25 protein-coding genes are annotated in these 25,436 nt (G+C 45.5%); 17 read left to right on the forward strand and 8 right to left on the reverse strand.

What is annotated here, in order from left to right; translation table 11 throughout:
• Window positions 1-41 precede the first annotated feature (41 nt).
• The 3 genes from B9N86_RS07120 (at window position 42) to B9N86_RS07130 (ending at window position 3,167) form a co-directional block, all read left to right on the forward strand.
• Window positions 42-1,415, forward strand: a complete 1,374-nt coding sequence (locus B9N86_RS07120; RefSeq protein WP_208918392.1) for an ABC transporter substrate-binding protein — start codon at window positions 42-44, stop codon at window positions 1,413-1,415.
• A gap of 187 nt (window positions 1,416-1,602) precedes the next feature.
• Window positions 1,603-2,916, forward strand: a complete 1,314-nt coding sequence (locus tag B9N86_RS07125) for a DUF1963 domain-containing protein (protein WP_208918393.1) — start codon at window positions 1,603-1,605, stop codon at window positions 2,914-2,916.
• Between the two features lie 65 nt (window positions 2,917-2,981).
• Window positions 2,982-3,167, forward strand: a complete 186-nt coding sequence (locus B9N86_RS07130) for a hypothetical protein (RefSeq protein WP_208918394.1) — start codon at window positions 2,982-2,984, stop codon at window positions 3,165-3,167.
• A gap of 128 nt (window positions 3,168-3,295) precedes the next feature.
• Here the strand turns inward: B9N86_RS07130 and B9N86_RS07135 are convergent, their stop codons facing one another.
• Window positions 3,296-4,450, reverse strand: a complete 1,155-nt coding sequence (locus B9N86_RS07135; RefSeq protein ID WP_208918395.1) for an acyl-CoA dehydrogenase family protein — start codon at window positions 4,448-4,450, stop codon at window positions 3,296-3,298.
• 376 nt (window positions 4,451-4,826) lie between these two features.
• Between B9N86_RS07135 and B9N86_RS07140 the strand changes: the two genes are divergently transcribed.
• The 6 genes from B9N86_RS07140 (at window position 4,827) to B9N86_RS07165 (ending at window position 9,825) form a co-directional block, all read left to right on the forward strand.
• Window positions 4,827-5,426, forward strand: coding sequence for an SMI1/KNR4 family protein (locus B9N86_RS07140; protein ID WP_208918396.1), 600 nt, complete (start codon window positions 4,827-4,829; stop codon window positions 5,424-5,426).
• Between the two features lie 21 nt (window positions 5,427-5,447).
• The gene (locus B9N86_RS07145) at window positions 5,448-6,761 is read left to right on the forward strand and encodes a WD40 repeat domain-containing protein (protein ID WP_208918397.1); all 1,314 of its coding nucleotides are present in this window, start codon (window positions 5,448-5,450) and stop codon (window positions 6,759-6,761) included.
• Between the two features lie 266 nt (window positions 6,762-7,027).
• Complete coding sequence (locus B9N86_RS07150) at window positions 7,028-7,654, forward strand: hypothetical protein (protein ID WP_208918398.1); 627 nt, start codon at window positions 7,028-7,030, stop codon at window positions 7,652-7,654.
• 29 nt (window positions 7,655-7,683) lie between these two features.
• Window positions 7,684-8,328 (forward strand): hypothetical protein, encoded by a 645-nt coding sequence (locus B9N86_RS07155; protein WP_208918399.1) that lies wholly within the window; start codon window positions 7,684-7,686, stop codon window positions 8,326-8,328.
• A 44-nt stretch (window positions 8,329-8,372) separates the two neighbouring features.
• The gene (gene comJ, locus B9N86_RS07160) at window positions 8,373-8,858 is read left to right on the forward strand and encodes a competence protein ComJ (protein ID WP_208918400.1); all 486 of its coding nucleotides are present in this window, start codon (window positions 8,373-8,375) and stop codon (window positions 8,856-8,858) included.
• A 61-nt stretch (window positions 8,859-8,919) separates the two neighbouring features.
• The gene (locus B9N86_RS07165; protein WP_208920144.1) at window positions 8,920-9,825 is read left to right on the forward strand and encodes a LysR family transcriptional regulator; all 906 of its coding nucleotides are present in this window, start codon (window positions 8,920-8,922) and stop codon (window positions 9,823-9,825) included.
• Window positions 9,826-9,980: 155 nt separating this feature from the next.
• Here B9N86_RS07165 and B9N86_RS07170 read toward each other — a convergent pair whose 3' ends face one another.
• The 6 genes from B9N86_RS07170 to B9N86_RS07195 form a co-directional block, all read right to left on the reverse strand.
• The gene (locus B9N86_RS07170; protein WP_208918401.1) at window positions 9,981-10,439 is read right to left on the reverse strand and encodes a DinB family protein; all 459 of its coding nucleotides are present in this window, start codon (window positions 10,437-10,439) and stop codon (window positions 9,981-9,983) included.
• A gap of 23 nt (window positions 10,440-10,462) precedes the next feature.
• On the reverse strand, window positions 10,463-10,972 hold the full coding sequence (locus B9N86_RS07175) for a HugZ family pyridoxamine 5'-phosphate oxidase (protein WP_208918402.1): 510 nt from the start codon (window positions 10,970-10,972) through the stop codon (window positions 10,463-10,465).
• A complete protein-coding gene (locus B9N86_RS07180; RefSeq protein WP_208918403.1) occupies window positions 10,956-11,759 on the reverse strand; it encodes an ABC transporter ATP-binding protein in 804 nt (267 codons plus the stop codon). The genes B9N86_RS07175 and B9N86_RS07180 overlap by 17 nt, the downstream gene beginning before the upstream one ends.
• Window positions 11,760-12,752: a FecCD family ABC transporter permease gene (locus B9N86_RS07185; protein WP_241930181.1), complete on the reverse strand. Its 993-nt coding sequence runs from the start codon at window positions 12,750-12,752 to the stop codon at window positions 11,760-11,762.
• A gap of 16 nt (window positions 12,753-12,768) precedes the next feature.
• The gene (locus tag B9N86_RS07190; protein ID WP_208918405.1) at window positions 12,769-13,812 is read right to left on the reverse strand and encodes a helical backbone metal receptor; all 1,044 of its coding nucleotides are present in this window, start codon (window positions 13,810-13,812) and stop codon (window positions 12,769-12,771) included.
• A 179-nt stretch (window positions 13,813-13,991) separates the two neighbouring features.
• On the reverse strand, window positions 13,992-14,417 hold the full coding sequence (locus B9N86_RS07195; protein ID WP_208918406.1) for a VOC family protein: 426 nt from the start codon (window positions 14,415-14,417) through the stop codon (window positions 13,992-13,994).
• Window positions 14,418-14,673: 256 nt separating this feature from the next.
• Between B9N86_RS07195 and B9N86_RS07200 the strand changes: the two genes are divergently transcribed.
• Window positions 14,674-15,810, forward strand: coding sequence for a 5-methyltetrahydropteroyltriglutamate--homocysteine S-methyltransferase (locus tag B9N86_RS07200; protein ID WP_208918407.1), 1,137 nt, complete (start codon window positions 14,674-14,676; stop codon window positions 15,808-15,810).
• 115 nt (window positions 15,811-15,925) lie between these two features.
• On the opposite strand, the gene B9N86_RS07205 is transcribed toward B9N86_RS07200, so the two are convergent.
• Window positions 15,926-17,275 (reverse strand): lytic polysaccharide monooxygenase, encoded by a 1,350-nt coding sequence (locus B9N86_RS07205; protein ID WP_208918408.1) that lies wholly within the window; start codon window positions 17,273-17,275, stop codon window positions 15,926-15,928.
• 664 nt (window positions 17,276-17,939) lie between these two features.
• On the opposite strand from B9N86_RS07205, the gene B9N86_RS07210 reads away from it, so the two are divergent.
• From B9N86_RS07210 to B9N86_RS07240, 7 genes are all read left to right on the forward strand, one after another.
• Window positions 17,940-19,673: a glycerol-3-phosphate dehydrogenase/oxidase gene (locus B9N86_RS07210; protein ID WP_208918409.1), complete on the forward strand. Its 1,734-nt coding sequence runs from the start codon at window positions 17,940-17,942 to the stop codon at window positions 19,671-19,673.
• Window positions 19,674-19,939: 266 nt separating this feature from the next.
• The gene (locus B9N86_RS07215; protein ID WP_241930175.1) at window positions 19,940-21,247 is read left to right on the forward strand and encodes an ABC transporter substrate-binding protein; all 1,308 of its coding nucleotides are present in this window, start codon (window positions 19,940-19,942) and stop codon (window positions 21,245-21,247) included.
• Between the two features lie 187 nt (window positions 21,248-21,434).
• Window positions 21,435-22,280, forward strand: coding sequence for a carbohydrate ABC transporter permease (locus B9N86_RS07220; RefSeq protein ID WP_425298575.1), 846 nt, complete (start codon window positions 21,435-21,437; stop codon window positions 22,278-22,280).
• 18 nt (window positions 22,281-22,298) lie between these two features.
• A complete protein-coding gene (locus B9N86_RS07225; RefSeq protein ID WP_208918410.1) occupies window positions 22,299-23,111 on the forward strand; it encodes a carbohydrate ABC transporter permease in 813 nt (270 codons plus the stop codon).
• A gap of 11 nt (window positions 23,112-23,122) precedes the next feature.
• Window positions 23,123-23,872 (forward strand): MBL fold metallo-hydrolase, encoded by a 750-nt coding sequence (locus tag B9N86_RS07230; RefSeq protein WP_208918411.1) that lies wholly within the window; start codon window positions 23,123-23,125, stop codon window positions 23,870-23,872.
• Between the two features lie 28 nt (window positions 23,873-23,900).
• Window positions 23,901-24,695 (forward strand): HAD-IIA family hydrolase, encoded by a 795-nt coding sequence (locus B9N86_RS07235; protein ID WP_208918412.1) that lies wholly within the window; start codon window positions 23,901-23,903, stop codon window positions 24,693-24,695.
• Between the two features lie 85 nt (window positions 24,696-24,780).
• A complete protein-coding gene (locus tag B9N86_RS07240) occupies window positions 24,781-25,398 on the forward strand; it encodes a glycerol-3-phosphate responsive antiterminator (protein ID WP_208918413.1) in 618 nt (205 codons plus the stop codon).
• Window positions 25,399-25,436: the final 38 nt, after the last annotated feature.

Raw genomic sequence — 25,436 nt, forward strand, 5'->3', positions numbered from 1 at the left:
CATATAAGTGGATGATTTAAAAAGGGGAGGAAAATGAAGAGATGGGAAAAATGAGATGGGTCAGTCTGCTGCTCGCCACCATGATGCTGCTCATAACGGCCTGTAATGTAAACATGGGCGAGGAAAAAAAACCACAGCCAACCGATAACAAGCCTGGGACCGAAACGGAAGTGAAAGCCGGGACGCAGAAGGTCGTGTTCTGGCATGCGATGGGCGGGGCCAATACGAAGGTTGTTGACCAGCTCGTAGCTAACTTTAATGAATCCCAGGATAAGGTACAGGTTGAAGCTGTGTACCAAGGCAACTATGACGATTTATTAAGCAAGCTGAAGGCGTCCATGGGAACCAATGATGGACCATCTGTTGTGCAGATGTACGAAATCGGTAGCCGGTTCATGATCGATTCCAAGTTGATCAAACCGATGCAGGATTTTATCGACACGGACAAATGGGATGTCAGTCAGCTGGAGTCGAACATCAGCGGATATTATACATTTGATAACAAGCTATACTCCATGCCGTTCAATACGTCGAATCCGATTTTGTACTATAACAAGGATTTGTTCAAGGATGCGGGGCTGGATCCTGAAAATCCACCAAAAACGTTTGAAGAACTGAAAGAAGCAGCGGACACAATTTCGAAAAAAGGAAAAGCGGTTGGTGCAAACTTCGCGATTTACGGCTGGTTTATGGAACAGTTGTTTGCGAACCAAGGTGCAGAATATGTGAACAACGGCAACGGCCGGGACGGACTCGCTACCGAATCGCTTGTGAATACCGAGGCTGGTGTGAAAGTGCTGACCTGGTGGAAGGACCTGATCGATACGAAGGCGGCTAACAACTTGGGACGTAAAACGGACGATTCCAAGAAAGCATTCTCTGCTGGTCAGGTGGCTATGATTCTCGATTCCACTGCAGCCTTGAAAGGGTTGGTTGACAGCAGCACAGGTAAATTTGAAGTAGGTACGGCATTTCTTCCTAAACCGGCAGATGCCAAGGATGGTGGAGTTATCGTTGGCGGCGCCAGTCTGTGGATGATGAACAACCGTCCGGACGAGGAGCAAAAAGCGGCGTGGGAGTTTATCAAGTTCCTGACTTCTCCTTCACAGCAAGCGTACTGGCATATCAATACCGGTTACTTCCCGATTACAACCAAAGCGTATGAGGAAGAAAGCGTGAAGGAAAACCTGAAAAAGTTCCCGCAGTTCCAAACAGCGATTGATCAGCTGCACCAAACGAAATTGAACAAAGCTACGCAGGGGGCGGTGATGGGAGTATTCCCGGAAGCGAGACAGATTGTCGAAGGTGCGATTGAAGAGGTGCTCAACAACAAAAAATCACCACAGCAGGCTCTGGATGATGCGGCAAAAGAAATTACGTCCAAAATCCAAGATTACAATCGTACAGTGAAATAACATGTTCGTGAGAAGCTCTTCCCGATTTCGATTCGGGGAGAGCTCTTTTGTTGGAAAGATATCATTTAAATCGTCGATGTCTCAATTTGATGAAAGATCGCTTTGTTCACAATTTTCCAATTTAGAAGTAATATCATTTTAACGGCGGACTTTGTTTTTAGATCAATCTTCGAGAAGGAGGCACACTATGACAGAACGAATTCCATGCAAAAACCAAGGCTGTTCAGCAACGATATTGCCGAACACAGCTGCAAGAACCGGCGGTTATTGCATGCCGTGCAAGCAGGAGATGGAACGGAAAGAAAGGCAGCGTTATATCGAACAAAATCGCAGAGATGTGGACTTGTATGCGGGAATAACGGATCCGGTGGAAATCCTCAAGATTATGTATCATCATCCCCCGTATGATCCCTTGATTCATTACGTCCCTTACAAATGGAACAAGGAAAAAATTTATCTGTCCTTGACATCGGAGGATGTCAGCAGGATGCTGAATTATGCGATGGATCTGTTGGATTCAGGAGAAAAGGACACGGTGCAGGACATCTTGTTATCGCTAGTTTGCTATAAGAATATGTCGATTGCTGATTATATCCCTAAGCTGATGGAACATGAAATATATTACCCAGGGATATTGTTTAAGGATGCGTCCAAGGAAGTTCGGGATCAATTGCTGGATCAGATACATCATGATCAGGAACACCGTAACCATCTGTTACTGGCTTTGGCTTGGATTGGCGATGAAAAGGTCGTGCAATGTTTTCATCATTGGCGGCAGTCGCCACCGAAATGGGCTAAGGAACTCTTTGTATCTCCTGAGTGTTATTCACAAGAGGCAGGCTGGGAGCTTACCAAGAGTGGGGAGCTCCGGAATTTATTTCACTCCTGCAGCTACGCTGTAGAGAAGGTAGAAGCTGAGGATCATTCCGTTAGGACAATCAATAAACCTGCAATCTTTCTGGAGACTGACTCATCGACCTGTCCATGGTGCGGCAGCAGATTAACGACACTTGTTGATTTGGAAGTTAATCAGCCTTCACTTCACTTTTTGGGTTTAGGTGGAGATAGAGAGGGCAAGACGCTCAAAGTAAACACCTGTGTCAGTTGCAGTTCTTACCATACGATATATATGGACATTGATAGGAACGGAGAGAGCAGATGGAGCACAGCAAATCAAAGGCCCGAATATTTGCCGGACTTGGAACTGGATGATTATGATGATCAAAATATCCATGCGGGTAAACATTTGAGATTAGCCAGCAAGCCTCGCAATAGGTATCATGCCGCAGACTGGACGCTTGAGCCCATCATTTCACAAATAGGCGGACATCCCTCCTGGATTCAGGACGCTGAATATCCGGCTTGTTCCTGCTGCTCTGAAAGCATGACTTTTATTGGGCAGTTGGATTGGGGGGAGGTTGAGGAATACGGTGAGGGAATCTATTATATGTTCTTATGTTCAGATTGCAGGGTCACCGCGACACTATTTCAGCAAACATAACTTGAATGTAAACCGCCAAGAATGACTGTTTTTACATAGAACCTTATTGGAGGAAGTTAGTACACATGAATTATGTAATTGACGGTGATACCAATTTTATGGGGATCGTAAATGCCGATCGTTATACATCCTTTGTAGATTCAGATTGGGATTTGGATTTGGATATGCTGCGGCAACATGTTGCAGAGGAAATGAAGAAAGGCAATGTCATCGTCTGGCAGCTTACCTCGGAAGGTGTTGAGGTGGATTAGGGGCAAGAGTGATTGTAGGAACGATTTGTATATACGTAGCGTCTTAAAACAGACAAAGGGGAGTCCCGGGTCGATAGACCTTTTGGACTCCCTGTCTTTTTTGTTGGTGAAGTACTTCACTGCTTCTGTTAATTCTCATTCAATGCCTCTGCCGCTAGTTGATTTAGTACCGTGTTATCCATCGGGGGATTATGCAATCCTGCACGGATGTCACGGTAGTAACGTTCTAGCGGAAAATCCTTGGACAGACTTGATCCGCCTACGATGCGCATAGCCAGATCCACAACGGATAAAGCATGGTTGGTCACAGTGTATTTAGCGAGTCCAAGCTGTGCCCGCATGGATGATCGGGCGGAAGGGTCGCGGTCCCACCGATCAGCAGCTTCATACATGACCGTTCGGGCAATGCGAAGTTCACTTTCCATTTTTCCAATGGACTGTTGCACGGTTGGAAGGGTGGCAATGGAAGCTTGAACACTGCTTGGTTTATAGGATTTGGCATATTCCAGAGCAAAATCTCTCGCAGCAAGGGCAATGCCCATGTAGCATGCCGGAATGTGAAGAAGCCATCCGCCGCCGTCATCGGTTCCCTTACCAGTAATCCGGGCATTGTCGGCTGCAAAAGCTTCGTGTAACACAACATCATGACTTCCGGTGCCGCGCATACCAAGCGTATTCCAAGTCTCATCGATGGTGGTACGGTCACTCTGATCAATGAGAAATTCTCCAATTGTGTCTTCCTCTGGAACATAGGCGGTTACGACGAATCGATCTAGTATCGGAGAGAGTGTGCTGAATGTTTTACGGCCCGAGATATGCCATCCGCCTTCAGTCCGCACAGCGGTCGTTTCGGGTTTGCCACCGCGACTGGGGCTGCCCGTACCAGCTTCACTGGCGAACACGTTCATCATAGCGCCTTGAGCTACGACGTCCCTGCACAGATCCGCATACAATGCTTCCGGCCATTTTTCGGCCGTTCTTAGATGAAGCATTTGGCCCAGATGCCATCCTACGGCCAAAGCCGTAGAGCCATCGCCGTAAGCGAGCCGCTCCTGCACCTGTACCATCTCGTACAGCGTAATTTCATCACCGCCGTATTGGCGGGGGACGGTTAGTTTCATATAGCCCGCCTGCCGAAGATCGTTAAAATTTTCAAAAGGAAAGCTTCCTTTTGTATCGTGGATCGGTGCTCTTTTTGCAAAGCGTTCGGCCAAGACATCCACCTGTTTCAATCGCTCACGCTCCGCCTCACTTCGTATATAATAATCGATAAAACGAGTCATGGTATGTCACTCCTTCTCGGATCGTATCAATGCATACATTTTATCATAAGAATGAAATAATCCCCAGAAAGCAGGTTGTGTTAAACGGGATTGTAGTTGTCTGGATTTGCTTATTTTCACAAAACTAGTTCCAAAGACGCCGAAAGAACTCAAAAAATCCCGCTGATTTTTGCGGATATTGATCATTATTTCGTGAATGCTCAAATACTAGCTTTTTAAAACGGGCATAAAGCCCGCTTTTTTGTATACCACCAGACCTGTTGTGTTCTGTAATGCACCTTCTATATACTTTTTGTAAGGGGTGCTACCGAAGCTTTTACTATACTACTAGGAATGAATGCTTATATGGAATAACCATTAGGAGGATCAAATCATCATGAAATCTACCATCTGCGATCTTATGGCAGAGCTGGACGAGTTGCTTGAGGACAAGGTGTCGGAGGATCTTAAAGATTTACATCGGAGTTATAAGCTGGGAAAAGGTGCAAGCGAGGAAAGCCTGGACCAATTCGAGAAGAAATTCGGGGTGAAACTGCCTGATGATTTCAGAGGTTTTTACGGCCTTAAGGATGGCAGTGGTTATGCCTTTCATATTTTGTATCCGGGAGATGAACTGGATGAGGAGTTCACTCCGTTTTATCTGATGAGCCTTGAGGAAATGGAAGAAACGAAGTCATATTTCTGTGAGCGGGATGAGCGCTTGGATGAGTATTATTCTAAGGAAGAAATCAGCAAGCTGGACCCCGAGATCAAGCCGTTTCTTTTTCATAAACAATGGTTTCCTTTTGCATCCATGGCGGGAGGCTCACTTTACTTAATGCTGGATTTCGATCCGGCGGAGTCCGGAGATTATGGGCAAGTCATTGTATACGTACATGACCCGGATTTTATCTATTATGTGGCGAAATCTTTTACCGAACTGTTGAAGGAATCCAACCACAATTTGAAAACGAATATTGAAGAGATAGAGTACTGATTGAATACGGGAGGAAAAAGAATGAATTGGTTGAATCAAGAAACCGCAGCTGCTTGGCGTTCGGAAGGACATCGTTATGCCAGGGAGATCAACGAGTATGTCCGGCTCGGAATGGAATCAGGATGGGACAAGAAATTGAAAGAGCCGGAGAACGATTCCCGCAGTAAACTTGCAGCAGATGTCTGGAAGATGATTCGGGAAGCGAACAAGGCAGGAGAGGTGGAACAGCTCCGTCAAGAGCTACCTGCGGCAACATGGCCGCTGGTTGATAGTTACAGGGAGGATACACAAGCAATAAAGTCTATTTCATTTGTAGGTGAATCATCTGTCATCTTCCGTGCCGGAACTTCTTGGGAAGAGGGGGCTGTCTATACAGCTGGCAAGCATGGGATTTGCAAGATGCCGGAGTTAAGCTTAGTCGGACGCTCTGTCCAAGGCTCTGTATACGCGTTGGTCGGGCCGGACGATATCCGGTTGATTCGTAAGCCGGATGTGCAGCTGCAAGGAGAGGAGCTTGCCGTCCTTCCTTGGTCAACGATCAAGCGGCAGCTGAAGGAAGAGATGCCGAATCTGGAGACACTTGCGGATTGTGAGCGGCCGGATCAGATTATTGAGGAAGTCATTCCTTTTTCCGATGGGAGTGGACTGCTACTGGTTAGCAGTGAGGGCATTTATTTGATCGGGAAGGACCGGACGCAGCTGCTTCATCCAAGTGCCAGCGAGCTTGAAGAAAACGAAATGGACAATACCTCCATCGCTATGGCCCACGGCTCTGTTTCTCCTGATGAGCGGTGGCTCGCTTTCGGAAGTCAATCGAGTGATCATCTGCTACTGGACCGGAGTACTGGAAAGGTGCATAGCATTTATCCAGAGTCGAGTTATCCGCATTACAGCGTATTTACTCATGACGGACAGCAGGCATGGTTCAATTCCTGTCATTTTTATAATGGCTCGACTATAAGGGTTCCACTCGATGAAGTGTTATCGGGAGCATCCGATAAGAGGGAGGAATGGCCGCTGGCGGAGGACGGTGCTAGGGTATATGCGGCAGGAGTACTTTCTGACGGCGTTGTGCTGGGGGATGCCTACGGTTATTTACGTATGATTGATGTAGAGGGAGCGGAGCTGTGGCGTCATTTTGTAGGCAGTACGATTTCCGGGATGGCCGTTTCGGATGATGAAGGCGTGTTGGCTGTTGGTACTTACGGTGGAATGCTTCATCTGCTTGATCTCCGGGCGGAATCAATGGATGAGTACAGCATTGGAACCGGAACGATCCGGGAGCTAGGACGATATGTCGTATGGAAGAGTGAAGCGGAGCCTCTGCGGTGGTAGCAGAGAACATGAACTAGGGTGGCTTGCAGAGATGAAAAAAGCGACGATTATAGCTGCTATCCTTGGCGTGACAATGCTTGGATTGGTTATGGGCGGTGGAGGATATTATCTGCTGCTTCGACCGGAAATGGAACATTTATTTTTAGAGCGTCCGCTGTTGTTTATCGTTATGATCGCTGGATGGATCGGACTTTGTAGGAATTATAGTAGGCTTTTCTGCGGTATGGTTGTAGGCTGTTCTCGCCTAAGGGGAAGGAGGAAGGACGATGCAGCGTTTTGTAGACGAGCTCGGATATCCATATTCGTTCTGTTATGTTCTCCATCAGGGAGGACAAGTGGCCGTGAAGTGTCCGGATTGTCGTGGTCTTGCTTACATATACGGAACAGAATGCTTGAAGGAAGTAAGATGCACGAATTGTTTTTATCATGAGAAGGAAAAAGAGCAATTCCGTCATACAGCCAGTGGTGTGTGCGGGACGTGTGAAAGATGGTTTAATGAGGAACTGCATGATGACAAACAGCTTGCCCATAAGCATATTCATATTCCATGTCCTCATTGCGGCGCTTTTAATCAGGTAGCGGTAGAGCAAAAAACCGGATCACGGGTGTATCGTACCGATATTCAGGATGGAAAGGATCCTGTGTTTCATTTGGAGCTTTATTATCTCGATTATTTGCGCGGTAAACCAGTATGGGCGGTGAATCGGGATCATTTGAATTATTTGTTGTCGTACCTGTCGGCCACGCTTCGCGAGAAACCTGTCGGTGCCATGAAATGGACAGCTTCCTATTCAGTGCCCAAATATATGAAGGAAGCGAAGAATAGAGATGCGGTCGTTAAGATTTTACGGAAATTGCAGCAAAAAGCTCCGGTCAAAACGCAGGATGGATAGAAACACCGATTATAAAGAGGAGAGAAAACATGAGGAGAAGAAACCCGGTTTTGAAATTGATCTTGTTTATCGTCGTGGGGATTCTGCTCATTCCGACCTTTTTCATAGCCCGTTCTTTCGGTGTATTCCAGAAGGAAATGGTGCTGACGAAATACAAGCTCGCTGTTGAGGAAGATGGTAAATTGTATGATGCCTGGCCGCTCTTCGGCAGCTTTGCAGCGGTAGATAAGAGGGGAGATGACAGGACCTTTTATTATCGGATTGAAGATAGCAGTACTCATTATCTGTTCCAGCTGGCTTATGGAAAATATGAGACCGTTCCATCAAAGGAAAATCCTTTTATGGCAGGTAACGCCCGGTATGATATGGATGCCAAATTCGTCGAGAAGGAGTATACCAACGCCAATGATTACACGGAGACGTACGTCTTCTATAATAAGCAAAAAGAGCCGGTCTACCGTTATAATCCAGAGGATAAAGCAGATAAGGCGTACATTAAATCAATCATCGCGGCAGGCATGACACGAAACAGCGTCAATGGCGGAAGTAGTGCAGCAAAAGACCCTTATCTAAACGTTACCCGATTGTTCAGGGATAAGCTGGAGATCGAGGTCAAGGTGGAACTGGATGAGGAGAACAAGCTGGCCATTCTTTCGATGGAACCGTTGAAGTAAAGAGAATCTGGGCTACACATACAATGGAAGGGAAGAACGCGAAAATGAAAAAAACATCCGTTACCCAAGAGGTGGATTTAGCCATTTCACATCATCAGATACAGGTGCGTTCCCGTGATTTTGACGAGGACCTCTGTCAGTGGGGGGAACAAAATGTCGAGCAGGGAGCAGTTATTCATCCCGGGTACATCACTTTTGATCCGATCCCGGATGATGCATTTGGAGCTTGGGTGAAGCTTACCTTGTGTGAGAAGTTTGAGGAGGACCCACTTGCCCAGCGACGGATGGTTGTACCTTTTGATGTCATAGAACCGGAGAAGCTGGAGCTTTTGTCTGTGCCCATGAGTGCGATGATCGAGCTTCCCCTTGAACTAAGGCGGTATGCGCTGTATTACGAAATTTGCGAAGATGAAGAAGTTTATTACAGAATGACTTTTGTACCAGAACATGAACCGCTGCAGGCAATGTATCTCATGGATGATGATTGGGGTGGGGAAGCGGGTAAACCACTACGGGAAGGCCGTTGTTAAAAATGATGTTAGTGTTATAGGATGGTCCAAAATTAAATTCTTATAGAGAGGAATGAATCCAGTGACGTTGCAGCAATTGAAATATGTGATTGAGGTAGCCAATCGGGGTTCCATGAACGAAGCTGCGAAGCGATTGTTCATATCTCAGCCAAGCCTCTCAAATGCGATACGTGATTTGGAGGAAGAATTCCAAATTACGATTTTTGAACGTACGAACAAAGGGATTTCATTGTCCAAGGAGGGTGCTGAATTTCTTGGTTATGCCCGGCAGGTTGTAGAGCAGGCAGAGCTTTTGGAGACCCGTTATGTGAATGCGAAACCATCGCCGCAGCACTTTTCGGTATCTACCCAGCATTATGCGTTTGCGGTCAATGCTTTTGTAAATCTGGTTCGAGAGCATGGTCAAGAGGAGTATGAACTTGCTTTGCGGGAAACCAAGACGTATGAAATTATCCAAGATGTCAAAACGCTGCGCAGCGAGATTGGAATCCTATATTTGAATGAGTTTAACGAGAAGGTAATCAATAAGCTGCTCAAAGACGCCGGTTTGCAGTTCAACAGCCTGTTTACGGCTAAACCTCATATTTTTATTAGCATAAAAAACCCGCTGGCCAAGCAGTCCGTCGTGAAGATTGAACAGCTGCAGGACTATCCGTACTTGTCCTTTGATCAGGGGGAGTTTAACTCTTTTCATTTCTCGGAAGAAATTTTGAGTACACTGTCACATAAAAAAAGCATCACAGTGAATGACCGGGCGACCCTGTTTAATCTGTTAATCGGGCTGAATGGATATACGATTTCTACCGGTGTCCTTAGCGCTGATCTGAACGGAAATGAGATCATTCCGGTTCCGCTTGAGAGTGATGAGAGTATCAATGTGGGGTGGATTAGCCATAAAAATATTACGCTATCCAAGCTGGCAATCGCTTATACTGAAGCACTGTATGAGGCTATAGGGGATAGTTAGACCAACCTCTGCACATAAAAAAGGAAGGGAGCCATGTCATTGGCTCCCTTCTTGTATTGCGTTCAAATCAGATATACGTCTCGAGTTTTTCCATACTCGTTGATTTGATACTATGTGGTTAGCTGTTTAGTGCCCTATGAATAGCAGCTCTGTCCTTATGGTCTCTGTGCAGTTGCACATTTCTGGATGAGCGATATCTGCCCTGCGTGAATGCCTGTATGATACATGAGTCTGCCCACAGCTTCGAGCGGTGTTGAAATGCCCATCGGAGACTTGACAGGTTCGTTCCATTTTTCATCAGGCAGCTCTCGCATCGCTTGAATCATATGCTCGTTCGAGGCTTTCAGGATGGCGAGGAGCTCTTCCAAGTTGGTAAACTCATTCTCTGCTCCTGCAGCTCCACGGGCGGTATGGATAATCAGCCCCTCTGGCAGTGGACGATTGAAAAACCAATCGGCGAACATATACTCAACCTCTGCATTATGGCGAAGCATGTAGCCGATAGAGGCATTGCCCAGCTTTAGCGGTAAATCTTGTTCGGGCAGGTTTTTGGCTGTCTGATGAAATCGATCTTGAACAGCATTCCAGATTTGAGATACGGTGGTAAATGTCATCAAGTAACACTCCTTTGTCTGATTTACAATTGTGCTTCGGACGTGTGTCCGTCCCTTGAGACAAGGTCAAATCTGTTACCCGACAGATCGATATCGAACGCTTGACCGAACCCTACCACATAACGCCCCTCGCGTACGGTTAGCTCGAACAGTGAAAAATCCAATCCCTGGAGCATTCGGATCATACTGTCCCCAAAAGACTGACCAAACAAATTAAAAATATCCTCATTTTCTTCGTTTCCTACTTTGATAGCAGTACATGCGAATCTTGCTCTCTGACGAGCAAATAGGTTTCTGGACTGTGATTCGTCCTCGATAAACATGACGTCAACAGCGGGATTGTTCTCGATATGATGGTAATGATTGGCGATTTGACTGATATAGATATAGAGTTTACCGTTCTTTTTCACGAACGGGGCATAGGAGATGAACGGCTGCCCATTTTCATCCAGAGTGCTTAGCATGATTGTCTTTAGGCTATCCGTAAATGTTAAATACTCCAGCTTGATCTTTTCTTTATCCAATTGCTTCATGAATGATCCCTCTACTTTTCTTCAATATATGAATACGTGGGGCGGAACTGCCAACAACATATTCCACTTCGGACTCAACGCCGTATACCTCGCGGATCAATTGTGGGGTGAGCACCTGTTGCGGAGGACCGTATTCACGCATGACGCCATTCTGGATGACAGAGATCTTGTCACTATAGGCACCTGCATGATTCAAATCGTGAAGCACCATGACAACCGTAAGGTTCAATTCACGATTTAGTCTGCTTATAAGCTCAAGCACTTCCAGCTGATGGGCGATATCCAAGTAAGTGGTCGGTTCGTCAAGCAGCAGTACTTTGGGTCGTTGCGCTAGTGCCATGGCAATCCAGGCACGTTGCGCTTCTCCGCCTGACAAGGAGACGATCAATCTGTCCTTGTATTGAAGCATACCAGTCTGTTCAAGCGCCCACCCAATGACCTCCTCATCACTTGAATCGAATCGTTCGTACCACTTCTTGTGTGGAACCCGTCCGTATCCGACCAACTCTTCGACGGTCATGTCTGCTGGACATGAATTCGATTGACAGAGCATGCACATAATGCGAGAAACCTGCTTGGTGCTGAGGGAGGACAACTCTCGGTTCGCAATGCATATACGTCCGCTTTCGCAAGGAATGCTGCGTGACAATCCTTTGAGAATGGTTGACTTGCCTGATCCATTTGGCCCGATAATGGATACAACTTCTCCTTCGTTTACCTCAAGTGAAAAGTTATTAATAATCGTTCGATCTGCATAGCGTATCGTCAGAGACTGAACCTCAAGCATCTAAGTGTCCCCCTTGCGCATCAGGTATAGAAAATATGGACCTCCAAGCATCGCCATCACAATGCCGGCCGGTATTTCAGTGGGTGCGAAAACCGTACGTCCTGCAGTATCTGCGGCGAGCAGGATCAATGCTCCGAGCAGAAGGCTCATCGGCAATGCTTGCTTATAATCAGAACCGACGAGCATGCGGGCGATATGTGGAACGATGAGTCCGACAAAGCCGACAAGTCCGACGGTTGATACGGAGATGGCTGCCAAATAAACGGCTATAAATGAGAGTGTAAACCGGATGCGGTTCAAATTTTGCCCCAGGTTATGTGCGACCTGTTCTCCTAAACGTAAAATATTGGCTTGTCGGATACACAGAATGGCAGCAATCCATCCGATAATGGAATAAGGGAGTAGAACCTTTACCGCAGACATACCTTTGCCGGACAAACTGCCATTCAACCATTGCAAGGCAGAGGGGAGCTGATCGCTGTACAGCAAGGACAACAGCCCTATGACTCCACCGAATACAGCGTTAACGGCTACACCGGACAGAATGATGCGGATGGGTGTGAACCCGGTCCTCCGATTCCATGCCCAGACATAGACTAGGACCGCTGCGATCATACCACCGACAATTGCAGCTAATGGAACCAGTGAAGCGTAACTGGGCTGAGCGAGCAAGATGAACAGTACGGCGACCGCAGCTCCGCTCGATACACCCGTCAGTCCGGGATCAGCTAAGGGATTCAACATGACTGCTTGAAGTAATGCGCCTGAAGCCGCTAAGTTTGCCCCAATCAACAGAGCAAGTAACACTCTTGGGATTCGTATATCCCACAGAATCGTATGATTGGCATCATCCCCATTTCCAAACAAGGTACTCACGGTTTCAGTCGGAGATAACCGGACACTGCCCAGCCCGATAGAAAGCAGAACGGCGGCTATTAGAGCTAGGGCAGTGATCCCGAGGAGTACGGCTTTTCTGATGTGTTTCTCCGTCACTCTGGATTCCTCCGTATCAGTTGTACAAAATTTTGAACATCTCTTCATATGCTTGCGGAGCCTTAACGATCGATGCAATACCGAACAGGCTGTAATCGAGCGCGATCAGCTTGTCGTTCTTGAATGCATCAAGCTTCTCCCAGGCACCGTTTTTCTTGGTGTCCTCCTCGAATTTTTTGGCGACCGCATCTGGATCTCCGTGAGCAACCAATAAAATAACATCCGGATTCGCGGCAACGATGCTTTCCATGTTGAGCGGAATGTAAGTTTCCTTCAGCTTCAGCACATCAGTAACCACATTAGATGCACCGAGTTTCTTCACCAAACTACCAGTGTATGTATTCTCATTCATGAACATGAGTGATTCGGCAGACCCGAACAGGATCATGACGGATGGAGCTTCTTTTCCTTTGGTCTTTTCAATGACGGCATTTTCTTTCTCGTTGAACTGTTGCAGGAATGCTTCTGCTTTGTCTTCTTTCTTGAATAAACGTCCAAGGGTGACCATCGAGAGCTTCAATTCATCTAATGAATCAGCTGGTAAGTAAGCGGATGGCAAGGATGCGGATTTAAACAATTTGTCCAGATTGTCTTTTATGGAAGCTGGGCCAAGTACAAAATCAGGCTGCAATTTGGCAATCTGCTCCAGATCTGGCTGATGGGATGATCCGATACGAGGTACTTGGTCAAAAGCAGCTGGCAGCTGACTGCTTGTAGTTGGAACGCCCACAGGAATGACGCCAAGCTCATTCAACAATTCCGATATGGAGACAGATACCGTCACTACTTTATCAGGCGTTTCCCCTTCAGGCGTCTTCTCTTTGAATTGCGTCAGCAATTCCTGAAGCTTCTCCTCATCAACAGCGACAGAGGATTGTGCTTCTGTGCTTGGAGCTGTTTCAGTGCTTGAAGCTGCTTCCGGGGTCGATGCAGCAGTAGAGGAAGCCGCAGGCTGTGACTGTGATGATGTGCTAGAGGTAGATGGCGTCTGACTGCAGGCAGCGACGAATATTGTGAACAAGGTAAGAATAAGTACAGGTTTAAAACGAGATAGCTTCATGGGATAATTCTCCTTTTCATAACTGATAATGATTATCATTATATTGATAACAATTATCATTATCAATAGGTATTTTAATTTTTTATAAAATAAATTCAAAATGAATGGAATTTATTTTGTGAATTTTATCTAATCTCAGCAATAAAAAGGCATGACGGGGTTCCGCCATGCCTTTTTATCTACGCCTTTACTTCGGTTGTGATATTCCAAGTGACGCCAAATTGATCTGTTACGATTCCGTAAGCAGGGCTCCAGAACGTTTCCTGAAGAGGCATGCGAATCTGGCCGCCTTCTTTTAGAACCTCATAAATCTGCTCAGAGCGCTCCGCTGTAACTGTGGTAATGCAGATCTGAACCTGATTACCCGAATGCACTGGCTGACCCGGAAACGTATCCGAGAACATCAAGTCCGTCTCTCCAACCTTCAAGTTCGCGTGGGATACTCGATCCTTGGCGCCCTCCGGTAAAGGGAAATCAGGGTTGGCCGGCATTTCCCCGAACGTCTGCATCATTACAACTTTGGCATCGAGCGCTTTCTCGTAGAAAGAGATTGCTTCCTTCGCATTTCCATCCAGGATAAGATACGGGTTCATCCGTAGTGTCATGATTTTCTCAGCCACCTTAACCTAATTTGTTTTCATATTTCATTATCACACAAGTGGAATTATTTAATCAAAAATGCACTGTCCAACGATAACGAAACACTGAATTTGCTTCCAATCAATTCTGGTAAATGGAGATGGTTATAGTTTTAAGCTATAGCCAGCTATAGTTAATTGGAGTTACTCTATAGCTGGAAAACTGTGCTATCTTTCTTATAACGATTTTTTACAGATAAATAGTTTAAAGGGGATAGTACAGATGAGCAATTCATTGGAGAGCGCTAAACAAAGAACGGTTACACCTTTCAGGCATGATACGGTCGGTAGTTTTTTGCGTCCGGAGGTGCTGAAAGAGGCTAGAGTCAAATATCAAAACAACGAGATTAGTGCGGATGAACTGCAGAGGGTAGAAGATCGGGAAATTATTAAGCTGGTAGCCAAGCAAAAATCGGTAGGACTGAAAGCCGTAACGGATGGGGAGTTCAGACGCTCCTGGTGGCATCTTGATTTTATGTGGGGGCTAGATGGGGTCGAGAAAGCAAATGCAGATAGAGGATATCAGTTCCAAGGCGAGGAAACTCGTGCAGAAACCGCCCGCTTGTGCGGTAAAGTCGGCTTTTCCAGTCATCCGTTTGTAGAGCACTTCAAATTTCTTAAAGAAGTGGCTGGAGAGGATGCGATCGCTCGCCAGACGATACCGGCACCGGCCCAATTTCTTGCGGAGCTTCAACGTCCAGATAACAAGGCCAGTACCGATTCCTATTACAACAGCACGGAGGAATTGGTAGCTGATATTGCAACGGCATACAATGCAGCTATTCTTGCATTCTATGAGGCGGGCTGCCGCAGTCTTCAACTGGATGACTGCACTTGGGGAATGCTCTGCGACAAGAATTATTGGGAATTAAGACAAGAGGATGTGGCGAAGTTACCTGATATTGCAGAGCTTTACGCCAGTGTTAACAAACAAGCCATTACCGGGCTCCCTGAAGACATGATTGTTACAACGCATGTGTGCCGGGGGAATTACCATTCAACATGGGCATCCTCTGGCAGCTATGAGCCTGTTTCGGAATATCTTTTCGGAATCGATCATATTGACGGATACTATTTGGAGTTTGATACCGATCGTGCGGGGGATTTTACACCGCTGAAACATCTGAAGGACCAGCAGGTTGTACTCGGATTGGTTTCGTCCAAAACGGGTGAGCTTGAAGATAAGCAGGAGATTATTCGCCGAATTAAGGAAGCTGCTCAATATGTGGATCTCAATCATATTTGCCTAAGCCCTCAATGCGGATTTGCTTCTACCGAGGAAGGTAATATTTTAACAGAGGAGCAGCAGTGGAAGAAACTTGAATTCATTAAAGAGATTGCTGATGAAATCTGGAAATAAGGAAATAGAAATACCCCTTTGGGTAGAGTGGAATCCCTTACAGGATATCCGGTTCTCACTCAAAGGGGTGTTCTTGTTAAGAAAACTAGTCTAAAAAGCTAGAGCGCGAATATATTTATACTAGCTTCCAAAGTGCAGGAACATTGGTTGGCTCCCAACCGGTCAGTGAAGTGTGGGATTGGCGACACTCATATACTGAGCCGTTGTAACTTACCTGAGTCCCGGCAGTATATGAAGTGTTTGGCGACCAAGCTTGAACGGCAGGTGCATCTGCCGTTGTCGCACTTACTGAATTACTGGCGGAAGATTCATTGCCGGCTGCGTCAATCGCATGAACGGTAAATGTATAAGCCGTATTTGGACTTAGACCTGATACAGTGTAATCAGTAGTTGTACCGGATACGGTTCCTACCAAGGATGAGCCGCTATAAATTTTATATCCGGTTACGCCCACGTTATCCGTTGACGGGCCCCACATCAGGTTGACACTTGTGGAAGTTGGACTACCCATGACATGCAGATTGCCTGGGGCGGTTGGTGCTTCGGTATCTACTACTACGAGATCCGTGGTCACATTAAGTGCATTACTGGCAATGGACAGATTGCCTGCGGCATCCACAGCCTTTACTGTAAACGTATAGGCTGTATTTGCTGTTAAGCCGGTTACAGTGTAATTCAGGGTAGAACCAGATACCGTTGTGATGAGGGTATTTCCATTGTAGACCTTGTAGCCTGTTACACCTACGTTATCTGAAGAAGCGTTCCATGCCAAGGATACAGTTGTGCTAGTAGTGCCTGTGGAAGCAAGAGAAGACGGTGCAGTCGGAGCTTCCGTATCGATCGGGTTGCTTCCGTTGAAGTTCACATCAATTACGTTGTAAAATGCATTTGGCGTATCTGCAATTTCCCAAACAGCCAGAATGACATGATACCCGGTACGCTGTGGAACATTGCAGGTATCCGAATACGTTGACGGAGGTCGAGTACCATCATAAGTGACAGAACAGAATGGGGTAAGGTCGAAGGAATCACGTGTTAGTGCAGCGTTAGGATTCCAATTTGGTTTCGTTATATAATATTTCCAACTGGAAGTGGCATGGGCAGCAGTCAGCTTCCAGGTAAACGTATTTTGTCCGGAGGACATGTTCACTTTGGCCCATCGGGTAGCGGATTGTTCATCCAGTTTCGGAAAGGCGCCGCCTGCACTTGCAATTTTGCCATCAGCTGGCCCTGCTGCAGGGAAGCCTTTAGGCGCTTCCAAACTTTGAGGCTCATAAATGATCGCTCCGCAATCGGTATTCTGTCCGTTTTTACATAAAATCGCCCGGCTGCCTGGACTGTCGACGTAGCCGTGAGCGGATACTTTTTCCGAGAAGAGAAACATACTTAATGCAGCAACAATCATCATTCCACACAGGGTAAGCAGCTTTACCAACATTGGATTGGATAATCGAATAGAAGTCATTAGGATTAGCCTCCTTTTAATTTGGAATATCATGTTCATTCGGCCATTCGCGTAAAACTATAAATTTAACACCTCCTCCTGTCTAATAATTGATCAGTCGTCTTGGTTGAAAGACACGTAGAACATCACCTCCTTTACTGTATTTACATTTATACAAACTCATAAAGAGTTTATACACGACGGAATTGATCAATAGAATGTGATATGGACATAGAAAAGATAGAATGGATGGCAGAATAGATCCGACGGAAAGAGATCCTAAATAAGGAGAAAGAGTAGTTGTAAGATAGAGGAATGAAATAATTATCAGATAAGTTATGGAAATTACGGAAAAGGTGTTCTGATTATAAACTGAAATGTGAATTTTGTGTGAAGATATTTTCCATTTAATTGAAAATTATAACATTTCGTTTAAAAGTATAAATTTCAAAGTGACATTATGATGCATTAATTCGGTTTGGGCAGCATACTGTAGAGTATAGACTTATCACCCGGGTTGTCATATAATGGGCCTTATTATATCTATGCTTAGACGGGCGGAGATAACGGAGAACCCTTTTTTGCTGAGTATATACTGTCTTCAGTATGTATTCTTGGCGGAAGGGTTCTTTTTTGTACCCTCTTGGATCTCGCACGCACGGGTGTCGATAATGGAGGTAAGGCAATGGATAGCAGGTTCTCGTCAAGTGAACGAACAGTGTATTTGAAGGAGATGTCGGCGGTTAAGTTGGATCTGCTTATCATCGGAGGAGGCATTACAGGAGCTGGCATCGCCTGGGATGCAAGTTGCAGAGGGATGGTAACAGGCCTTGTGGAGATGAATGACTTCGCATCCGGAACGAGCAGTAGGTCTACGAAACTGATTCACGGGGGGCTTAGATATTTAAAGCAAGGTGAGATTCGACTAGTCCGTGAAGTAGGATCGGAACGGGCTCTCCTGCATAAAAGCGCTCCCCATCTTGTAGATCCAATCCCAATGCTGCTGCCTATCTATAAAAAAGGAACATACGGGTATTGGGCAAGCTCATTTGGTCTACTTCTATATGATTGGCTTGCAGGCGTAAAACGCAGTGAGCGCCGAAAAATGTACGGCCTTGAAGATACGAAAAATCTTGAACCGCTCTTCAAGCAAGAGGGGTTAAAAGGTGCAGGCTACTATTATGAGTATCAGACGGATGATGCCCGCTTAACGATTGAAGTGTTGAAGAGCGCCCGAGATAATGGCGCCTTAATGACGAACTATACGAAGGCAACGAAGTTCATTTACCGCGGAGGAAGAGTGGTTGGTGTAAAGGTAAAGGATCTGATTAGTGGAGAGGTCTATTCCATTTACGCCAAAAAAGTTGTGAATGCTGCCGGCCCATGGGTGGATGAAATAAGAATCAAAGATAATTCGCTAAAAGGAAAAAGACTACTTTTGACTAAAGGAGTTCACCTGGTGGTGGATAACAAAAAGCTGCCGGTGAAGCAGGCTGCATATTTCGATGTACCGGGAGGAAGGATGATCTTTGTTATTCCTCGCGGCATGAAAACGTATATTGGCACGACGGATACAGTATACGAAGGGGATATTGGTAGTCCAGGTATTTCAGAGGCTGACCGTAAATACCTACTGAATGCGGTTAACTATACATTTCCGGAAGTCCAACTAAGATTAACCGATATTGAGGCTGCATGGTCTGGTCTTCGTCCGCTGCTCAGAGAAGAAGGCAAGAATTCTTCCGAAATATCCCGAAAAAATGAGATTTTTGTCTCGGATTCGGGACTTATCACTATAGCCGGAGGCAAGCTGACCGGATTTCGAAAAATGGCCGAAAAGGTAGTCAGTCTTGTCTCCAAACAGCTACAGGACGAAGATGGTACGATATTTCCGCCCTGTACGACGGATCGGATACCGATCAGCGGCGGTCTGCTGGACAACGGATCCTATCACGACCTGAAAAAAGCGATGGTGAAACAAGGTCGAACCCTCGGCGTCAATATAGATGATACCTTTGATCTGATGTCACGCTACGGTTCTAACACAAGTGAAATATTCCGATACATACAAAGATCTGATCGGGATGAAATGATGAAAGACCGGCTGCTGCATGCCGAAATTCAGTACTCTATTCATTATGAAATGACATTAACCGCGGTTGATTTTTTATTAAGAAGAACAGGATGGCTGTTATTTGATCGGCAAAAGGCTGAAGTAATCATGGGAAATACAATGATGATGATGAGTGAATTGTTGGATTGGGATGACAGTGAGATCGATAAACAATGGTCTATGTTGCAGGAACAATTGAAATCAACCTGGGACTTATCTGGGGATATCCGAGAAGAGAATTCTATGGTTAGAAGACCTAAGAAAAAGAATCAGGATGAGCCATCACAAACGAGATTTTATGCATAATATTCGATGAATTCGAGTTAAATTTAACATTCATTTTACAAAATTCGCGAATGTCAATGATAATTTCTGTCATAGAAGGGATATACCAAAAATATTCTTGTCAAACAAGTGAACAGATTGTAGTATAACAATATAAGTTTTAGAGCTGGGTAGAGATGATGAGAAGCCCTTTGCATAACTAAAACACTTTCTTTGTAATGAAAGTCGTTTTGTGCAGAGCGCTTCTTATTTTTTTTGTGCCCGGACGATGAAAAAGGGGGATATATGTGAGAAAATTCGGTTTTCTGTTCATCGTATTTGCACTAGTTCTTTCAGCTTGCAACAGTGGGGGAAATACCAAGGGAGAATCCGCTGGCAAGACGGAAAGCGGTGGAAAGGACGGGAAAGTAGAACTTCAATTCTATTTCCCAGTTGCTGTTGGCGGACCGATTACAAAACTGATAGACCAGTTGGCCAGTGATTTTGAAAAGGAAAATGAAAACATCGACATTACGCCGATTTATGGTGGAAGTTATCAGGATACGATGACAAAAGTAGCTACAGCGGTCCAAGGAAATAACTCGCCGGACATTGCGGTTCTTCTATCAACTGACTTGTACACCTTGCTTTCCATGAACGCAATTGAGGATTTGACTCCGCGCTTTTCCAAGGAATACTTCGATGATTTCTATGAAGCTTTCCTAGGGAACACCAAATCAGGAGACACCGTGTGGAGTGTTCCGTTCCAGAGAAGCACGATTGTTATGTACTACAACAAAGATAAGTTCAAGGAAGCAGGACTCGATCCGGAGAAAGCACCAAGTAATTGGAATGAGCTTCGTGAGTATGCCAAAAAGCTGACGAAAGCAGATGGCTCTCAATGGGGAATCGAAATTCCAAGCACAGGCTATCAATACTGGATGCTGCAAGCACTGTCACTGCAATCGGGTGAGAATATCATGTCAAACGACGGGACGAAAGTGATGTTCAACCAACCTCATGTAGAGGAATCGCTGCAGTTCTACATGGATCTCGGACAGAAGGATAAGGTTATGCCAAAAGGAACAATTGAATGGGCAACGGTTCCTTCGGACTTTATCAGCGGAAAGACAGCCATGATGTTCCATACGACAGGCAATCTGACTAAAGTCAAGAACGAAGCGGCATTTGATTTCGGTGTGGCCTTCCTGCCTGCGAACAAGCAGTTCGGATCTCCAACAGGTGGTGGCAACCTGTATGTGTTCAAAGACATTCCGGATGCCAATAAAGAAGCGGCTGCAAAGTTCATCGAGTTTCTGACCAAACCAGAGCGGGTAGCTCAGTGGTCCATCGATACCGGTTATGTTGGAACTACGAAATCTTCGTATGAAACAGATATACTCAAGAAATATGTAGCCGATTTCCCGGCAGCGGCCATTGCCAGAGACCAGTTGGAATATGCGGACAGTGAATTATCTACATATCAGAACGGTCAAGTAACTAAGATATTTAACGATAACATTCAAGCCGCTCTGCTCGGAAACATGACTGCAAAGGAAGCACTGGAAAAGTCACAGCAGCAAGCTGAGGGTATTTTGAAGCAATTTCAAAAATAGAGCGTAAATTTTTGATTAAAGAATAGCAGGTTCACGCAGCGCCGTGAATCGAACCACAATTGAAAGCGCAATCATTGCATTCGCGGCCTGCATTTCTTAAAACTCTCTGAGGTAGAATTGGGGGATTGAATTGGCACAACCAGCCGTACATAGACGCACAAGGCGAAGATTCAATTGGAGGGAAAATGTGTTTGCTTACGCATTGCTGTTTCCTTCACTAATATTTCTTGGAATGTTTACTTTTTACCCGACCTTTAAATCGATTTACTTAAGTTTCTATAATTCAACGTTTGGCAGTCAGACCTTTGTTGGGTTTGACCAGTATTCCAGGGTGCTGCAGGATGAAGTGTTCCATAAAGTAATTAAGAACAACCTCATTTTGGTTATTGGGACGGTGCCAATCAGTATTTTTCTGGCGATATACCTTGCCATTTGGGTGAACAACAAGATGAAAGGAAACGGCATATTGAGAGCGGCCTTTTTCTACCCGACGATCATTCCGATGATTGCGATCGCCAACATTTGGCTGTTCATTTACACCCCCGATTATGGTCTGCTGGATAAGTTCCTGTCCTTTTTCGGAATTGATGGAGTGAATTGGTTGGGAGAACCGGCCTGGGTTATGTACGCAATGATCGGGATGATTATATGGAAGGAAGCCGGATTTTTTATGCTGTTCTATCTTGCCGGATTGCAAAATCTGCCGAGTGAAGTGTATGAGGCCGCAAAGCTTGAAGGAGCACGACCGTTCCAGGTATTCCGCAAAATTACGTTCCCGTTAATCATGCCGACTACGTTGTTCTGTCTTGTCATCGCGACAACAAATTCATTTAAACTGGTCGACCACTTATACATTATGACCAAGGGCGGACCGGACAACGCAAGTAACCTGCTATTGTTCTACATTTATGAAACGGCATTCAGCTTTTGGGATATGGGTGCGGCTTCCGTACTAACGGTTATCCTGCTTGTTATTCTGCTGTCAATCTCAATATTCAATTATGCTTATCTGGATAAGCGCATCCATTACTAGGAGAGGAGAAATTGAACCATGTACCGCGTAATTAACCGACTGCTCGTCATTATTCTGGCTATCATTTTCCTCGTTCCGTTGGTATGGGCTGTAATTACTTCTTTCACACCTTCATCTGAAGTAATTACGCGTGCGAATCCATTTGCTGTTAAAGATCCAACGTTTATGAACTATATTTCGGCTTGGGACACGATTCCTTTTCTTCAATATTACTGGAATACGTTGGTCATCGTTCTAGGGATATTAGTTGTCCAGATGCTGACCGTTACGCTTGCTGCGTATGCTTTTGCGCGTTTGAACTTTATTGGCAAGGGATTAATTTTTATCGTATTTCTCGTTCAGATCATGATTCCGCCGGATATTTTGATCTTTCCGAACTATGCGATTATGAAAGAACTGAATCTGATCGACACAAAACTTGCCATTATGCTGCCTTACTGGGCTTCTTCTTTCGGGGTGTTTCTGCTTCGTCAGACGTTTAAACAAATTCCGCTTGAATTGGATGAAGCGACAAGAGTGGACGGCTGCCGCTGGTGGCAAACGCTGTGGTATGTTTATCTGCCTTCAGCAAAGCCGACGTATATCGCCTTTGGACTCATCTCGGTCAGTACGCACTGGAGCAATTTCATGTGGCCGTTGATCGTAACCAATACAGTGGAATCGCATCCACTTACCGTAGGGATTGCTATCTTTGCTCAATCTTTTGAAACGGGTGCCCAGTGGGGAACAGTTACTGCAGCTACGGTTCTTGTAATCCTTCCACTTCTAATAGCATTTTTCGTTTTCCAAAGACAGTTTGTTGAGAGCTTTATGCATTCAGGCCTTAAGTAGGGAGACATAGTATGGAGATAACACTGATGGGAACTGCTAGTGCGGCTTCCGGAGCAGGTCGTGACAATACTTATCTGCTCATACGAAACGAAGAAGATTGTACGATGGTGGATGTGGGGGGGAACCCGCTAGGGAAACTAAAACAGCTGCAAGTATCCACTCATCAGGTGAAGAGGGTTGTATTTACCCATCTTCATATAGACCATATATATGGACTTCCTTCCTTGCTGTGGGGGATGTGGCTTGACCATCGCACGGAACCGCTTGATGTGTACTGTGATGAGGGGGGCCGTGAATGGTTGAAGCAATGGCTGGAGCATTTGCAGGTGACGGAGTGGGCCATCCGGTTTGAAATACGTATCAAGACATATATATGGAAGCAGCAATCCATTATAGCCGAGGGATCGGAGTGGACGATGTCCGTATTACCGGGCAGACATAGTGTGCCAACCGTTGGCGTAATGATGATTCATGAAGGCAAAGTACTGGTCTATTCGTCGGATACGATGATAAACCCTTGCATTAAGGGGCTCCCAGCCATTGATCTTCTTATTCATGAGGCGACAACAGCACGAATAGAGCTCGAGTCTCACACGAGTCTGGAACAGCTTGTCAGCTACTACAACTGGGCGACAGTTGACCGCGTGACTCTTGTCCATACGACCGATGGTGAACCTTATACAGACATCCTTGAGCAGATGCCAGAGGAGATTTCCCGCAAAATTACGTTGGGTCAGGAGCTGACCACCGTCACATTATAGCGGAAATTACATGCAGAGGAGAAATTAGATGGATCATTTTACAGGTTATATATTCGATTTGGATGGAACGATCTATCTTGGGAATCAAGCGATTGAAGGCGCAGTAGAAACCATTCAATATTTGCAATCGCTGGATAAGAAGCTGCTCTTCTTAACGAACAAGACCATCGAGTCCAGAGAAAATTATTTGAAGAAGCTGAACGGATTCGGCATTAAGATTGGCTTGAACAATATACTGAATCCTGCACTTGTTACGATTCATTATTTGCAAAAGAATCATAACGGAGGAAAAGTGTACGTCATTGGAGAAGAGATATTAAAGCATGAGTTCCGTGAGAACGGAATTGAATTTGCCACATGTCCTGAGGAAACCGATGTGGTGGTCGTCTCTTGGGATCGGGAATTCCATTATAATCATCTGGATTTCGCCTACCAAGCGATTAAAAGTGGTGCGAGTGTTATCGCCACCCACCCGGACCGGACCTGTCCAATGCCCGGCGGCGATGTGCCTGATTGCGGCGGGATGATTGGAGCCATTGAAGGAACGACCGGCATGGAAATCAACGTGGTCATGGGTAAACCTTCGGTGTTAACGGCACTGGCTGCTCTGGATATATTACAGGTTGATGCGAAGGATTGCCTGATGTCGGGAGACCGGCTGGAGACTGATATTTTGATGGGTAACAATGCGGGAATGAGTACCGCACTCGTCCTTACAGGCGTAACCCAGCAGGAGGATTTATCAGTTGTTCAGGTAAAGCCGACGTATGTACTGAATTCTGTCCATGATATTTACCGGAACAGCAGTTTGCAAAACGCGTAAATTTAATATCTGTACCATGTTACACAAAATATGTTGTTACAACGGGAGAACCGGAGAAGTTGTTGCAACAAAGAGGTGAGCATAAATGAAAACTAATGTAAAAGCTAGCGTGAATGGTGCACAACGAATTGCTTATTGTCTGAAGCGTAAACCAATTATTACTTCATTAATGAATATAGATGAACTACCTTCTGTTCTCGAGACCGATTCCAATATCGTATTCATTCTGAAAACGGACATTTTTGTCATTGAATCGATTGTTGAACAAATTCGAGAAGCGGGTAAATTGTCTTTTGTCCATTTTGATCTTATTGACGGAATTGGAAAGGACAAAATGGGTGTGGCCTACTTGGCTGAAAAGGTTGGAATCGACGGTATTGTCACAACGAAAAATACAGCGATCGTTGAGGCGAAGAAGTTAGGGCTACTTACAGTGCAGCGGTTGTTCGTGTTTGACTCGGTGTCACTAGACAACGGAATCAAAATGACAAAGGCATCTGATCCGGATGCAATTGAAGTTTTGCCTGGCATGGTATGTCAGCGAATTATGGACAGAATTCGCATGGAAGTCGATGTGCCTGTTATCGCAGGCGGACTGATGATTGATCTGGAGGATTTTGATACGGCGCTGAAAAGCGGAGTCATTGGAATTTCAACTTCCAGTAAGGAGCTCTGGCGCTGGCAGGATGAGAATATGAGTTAGCAACCTGCCTTCACAGTTCATTTGAAAGATGGGTGAGG

The organism is Paenibacillus uliginis N3/975, from assembly GCF_900177425.1.
Taxonomy (GTDB): domain Bacteria; phylum Bacillota; class Bacilli; order Paenibacillales; family Paenibacillaceae; genus Paenibacillus_AQ; species Paenibacillus_AQ uliginis.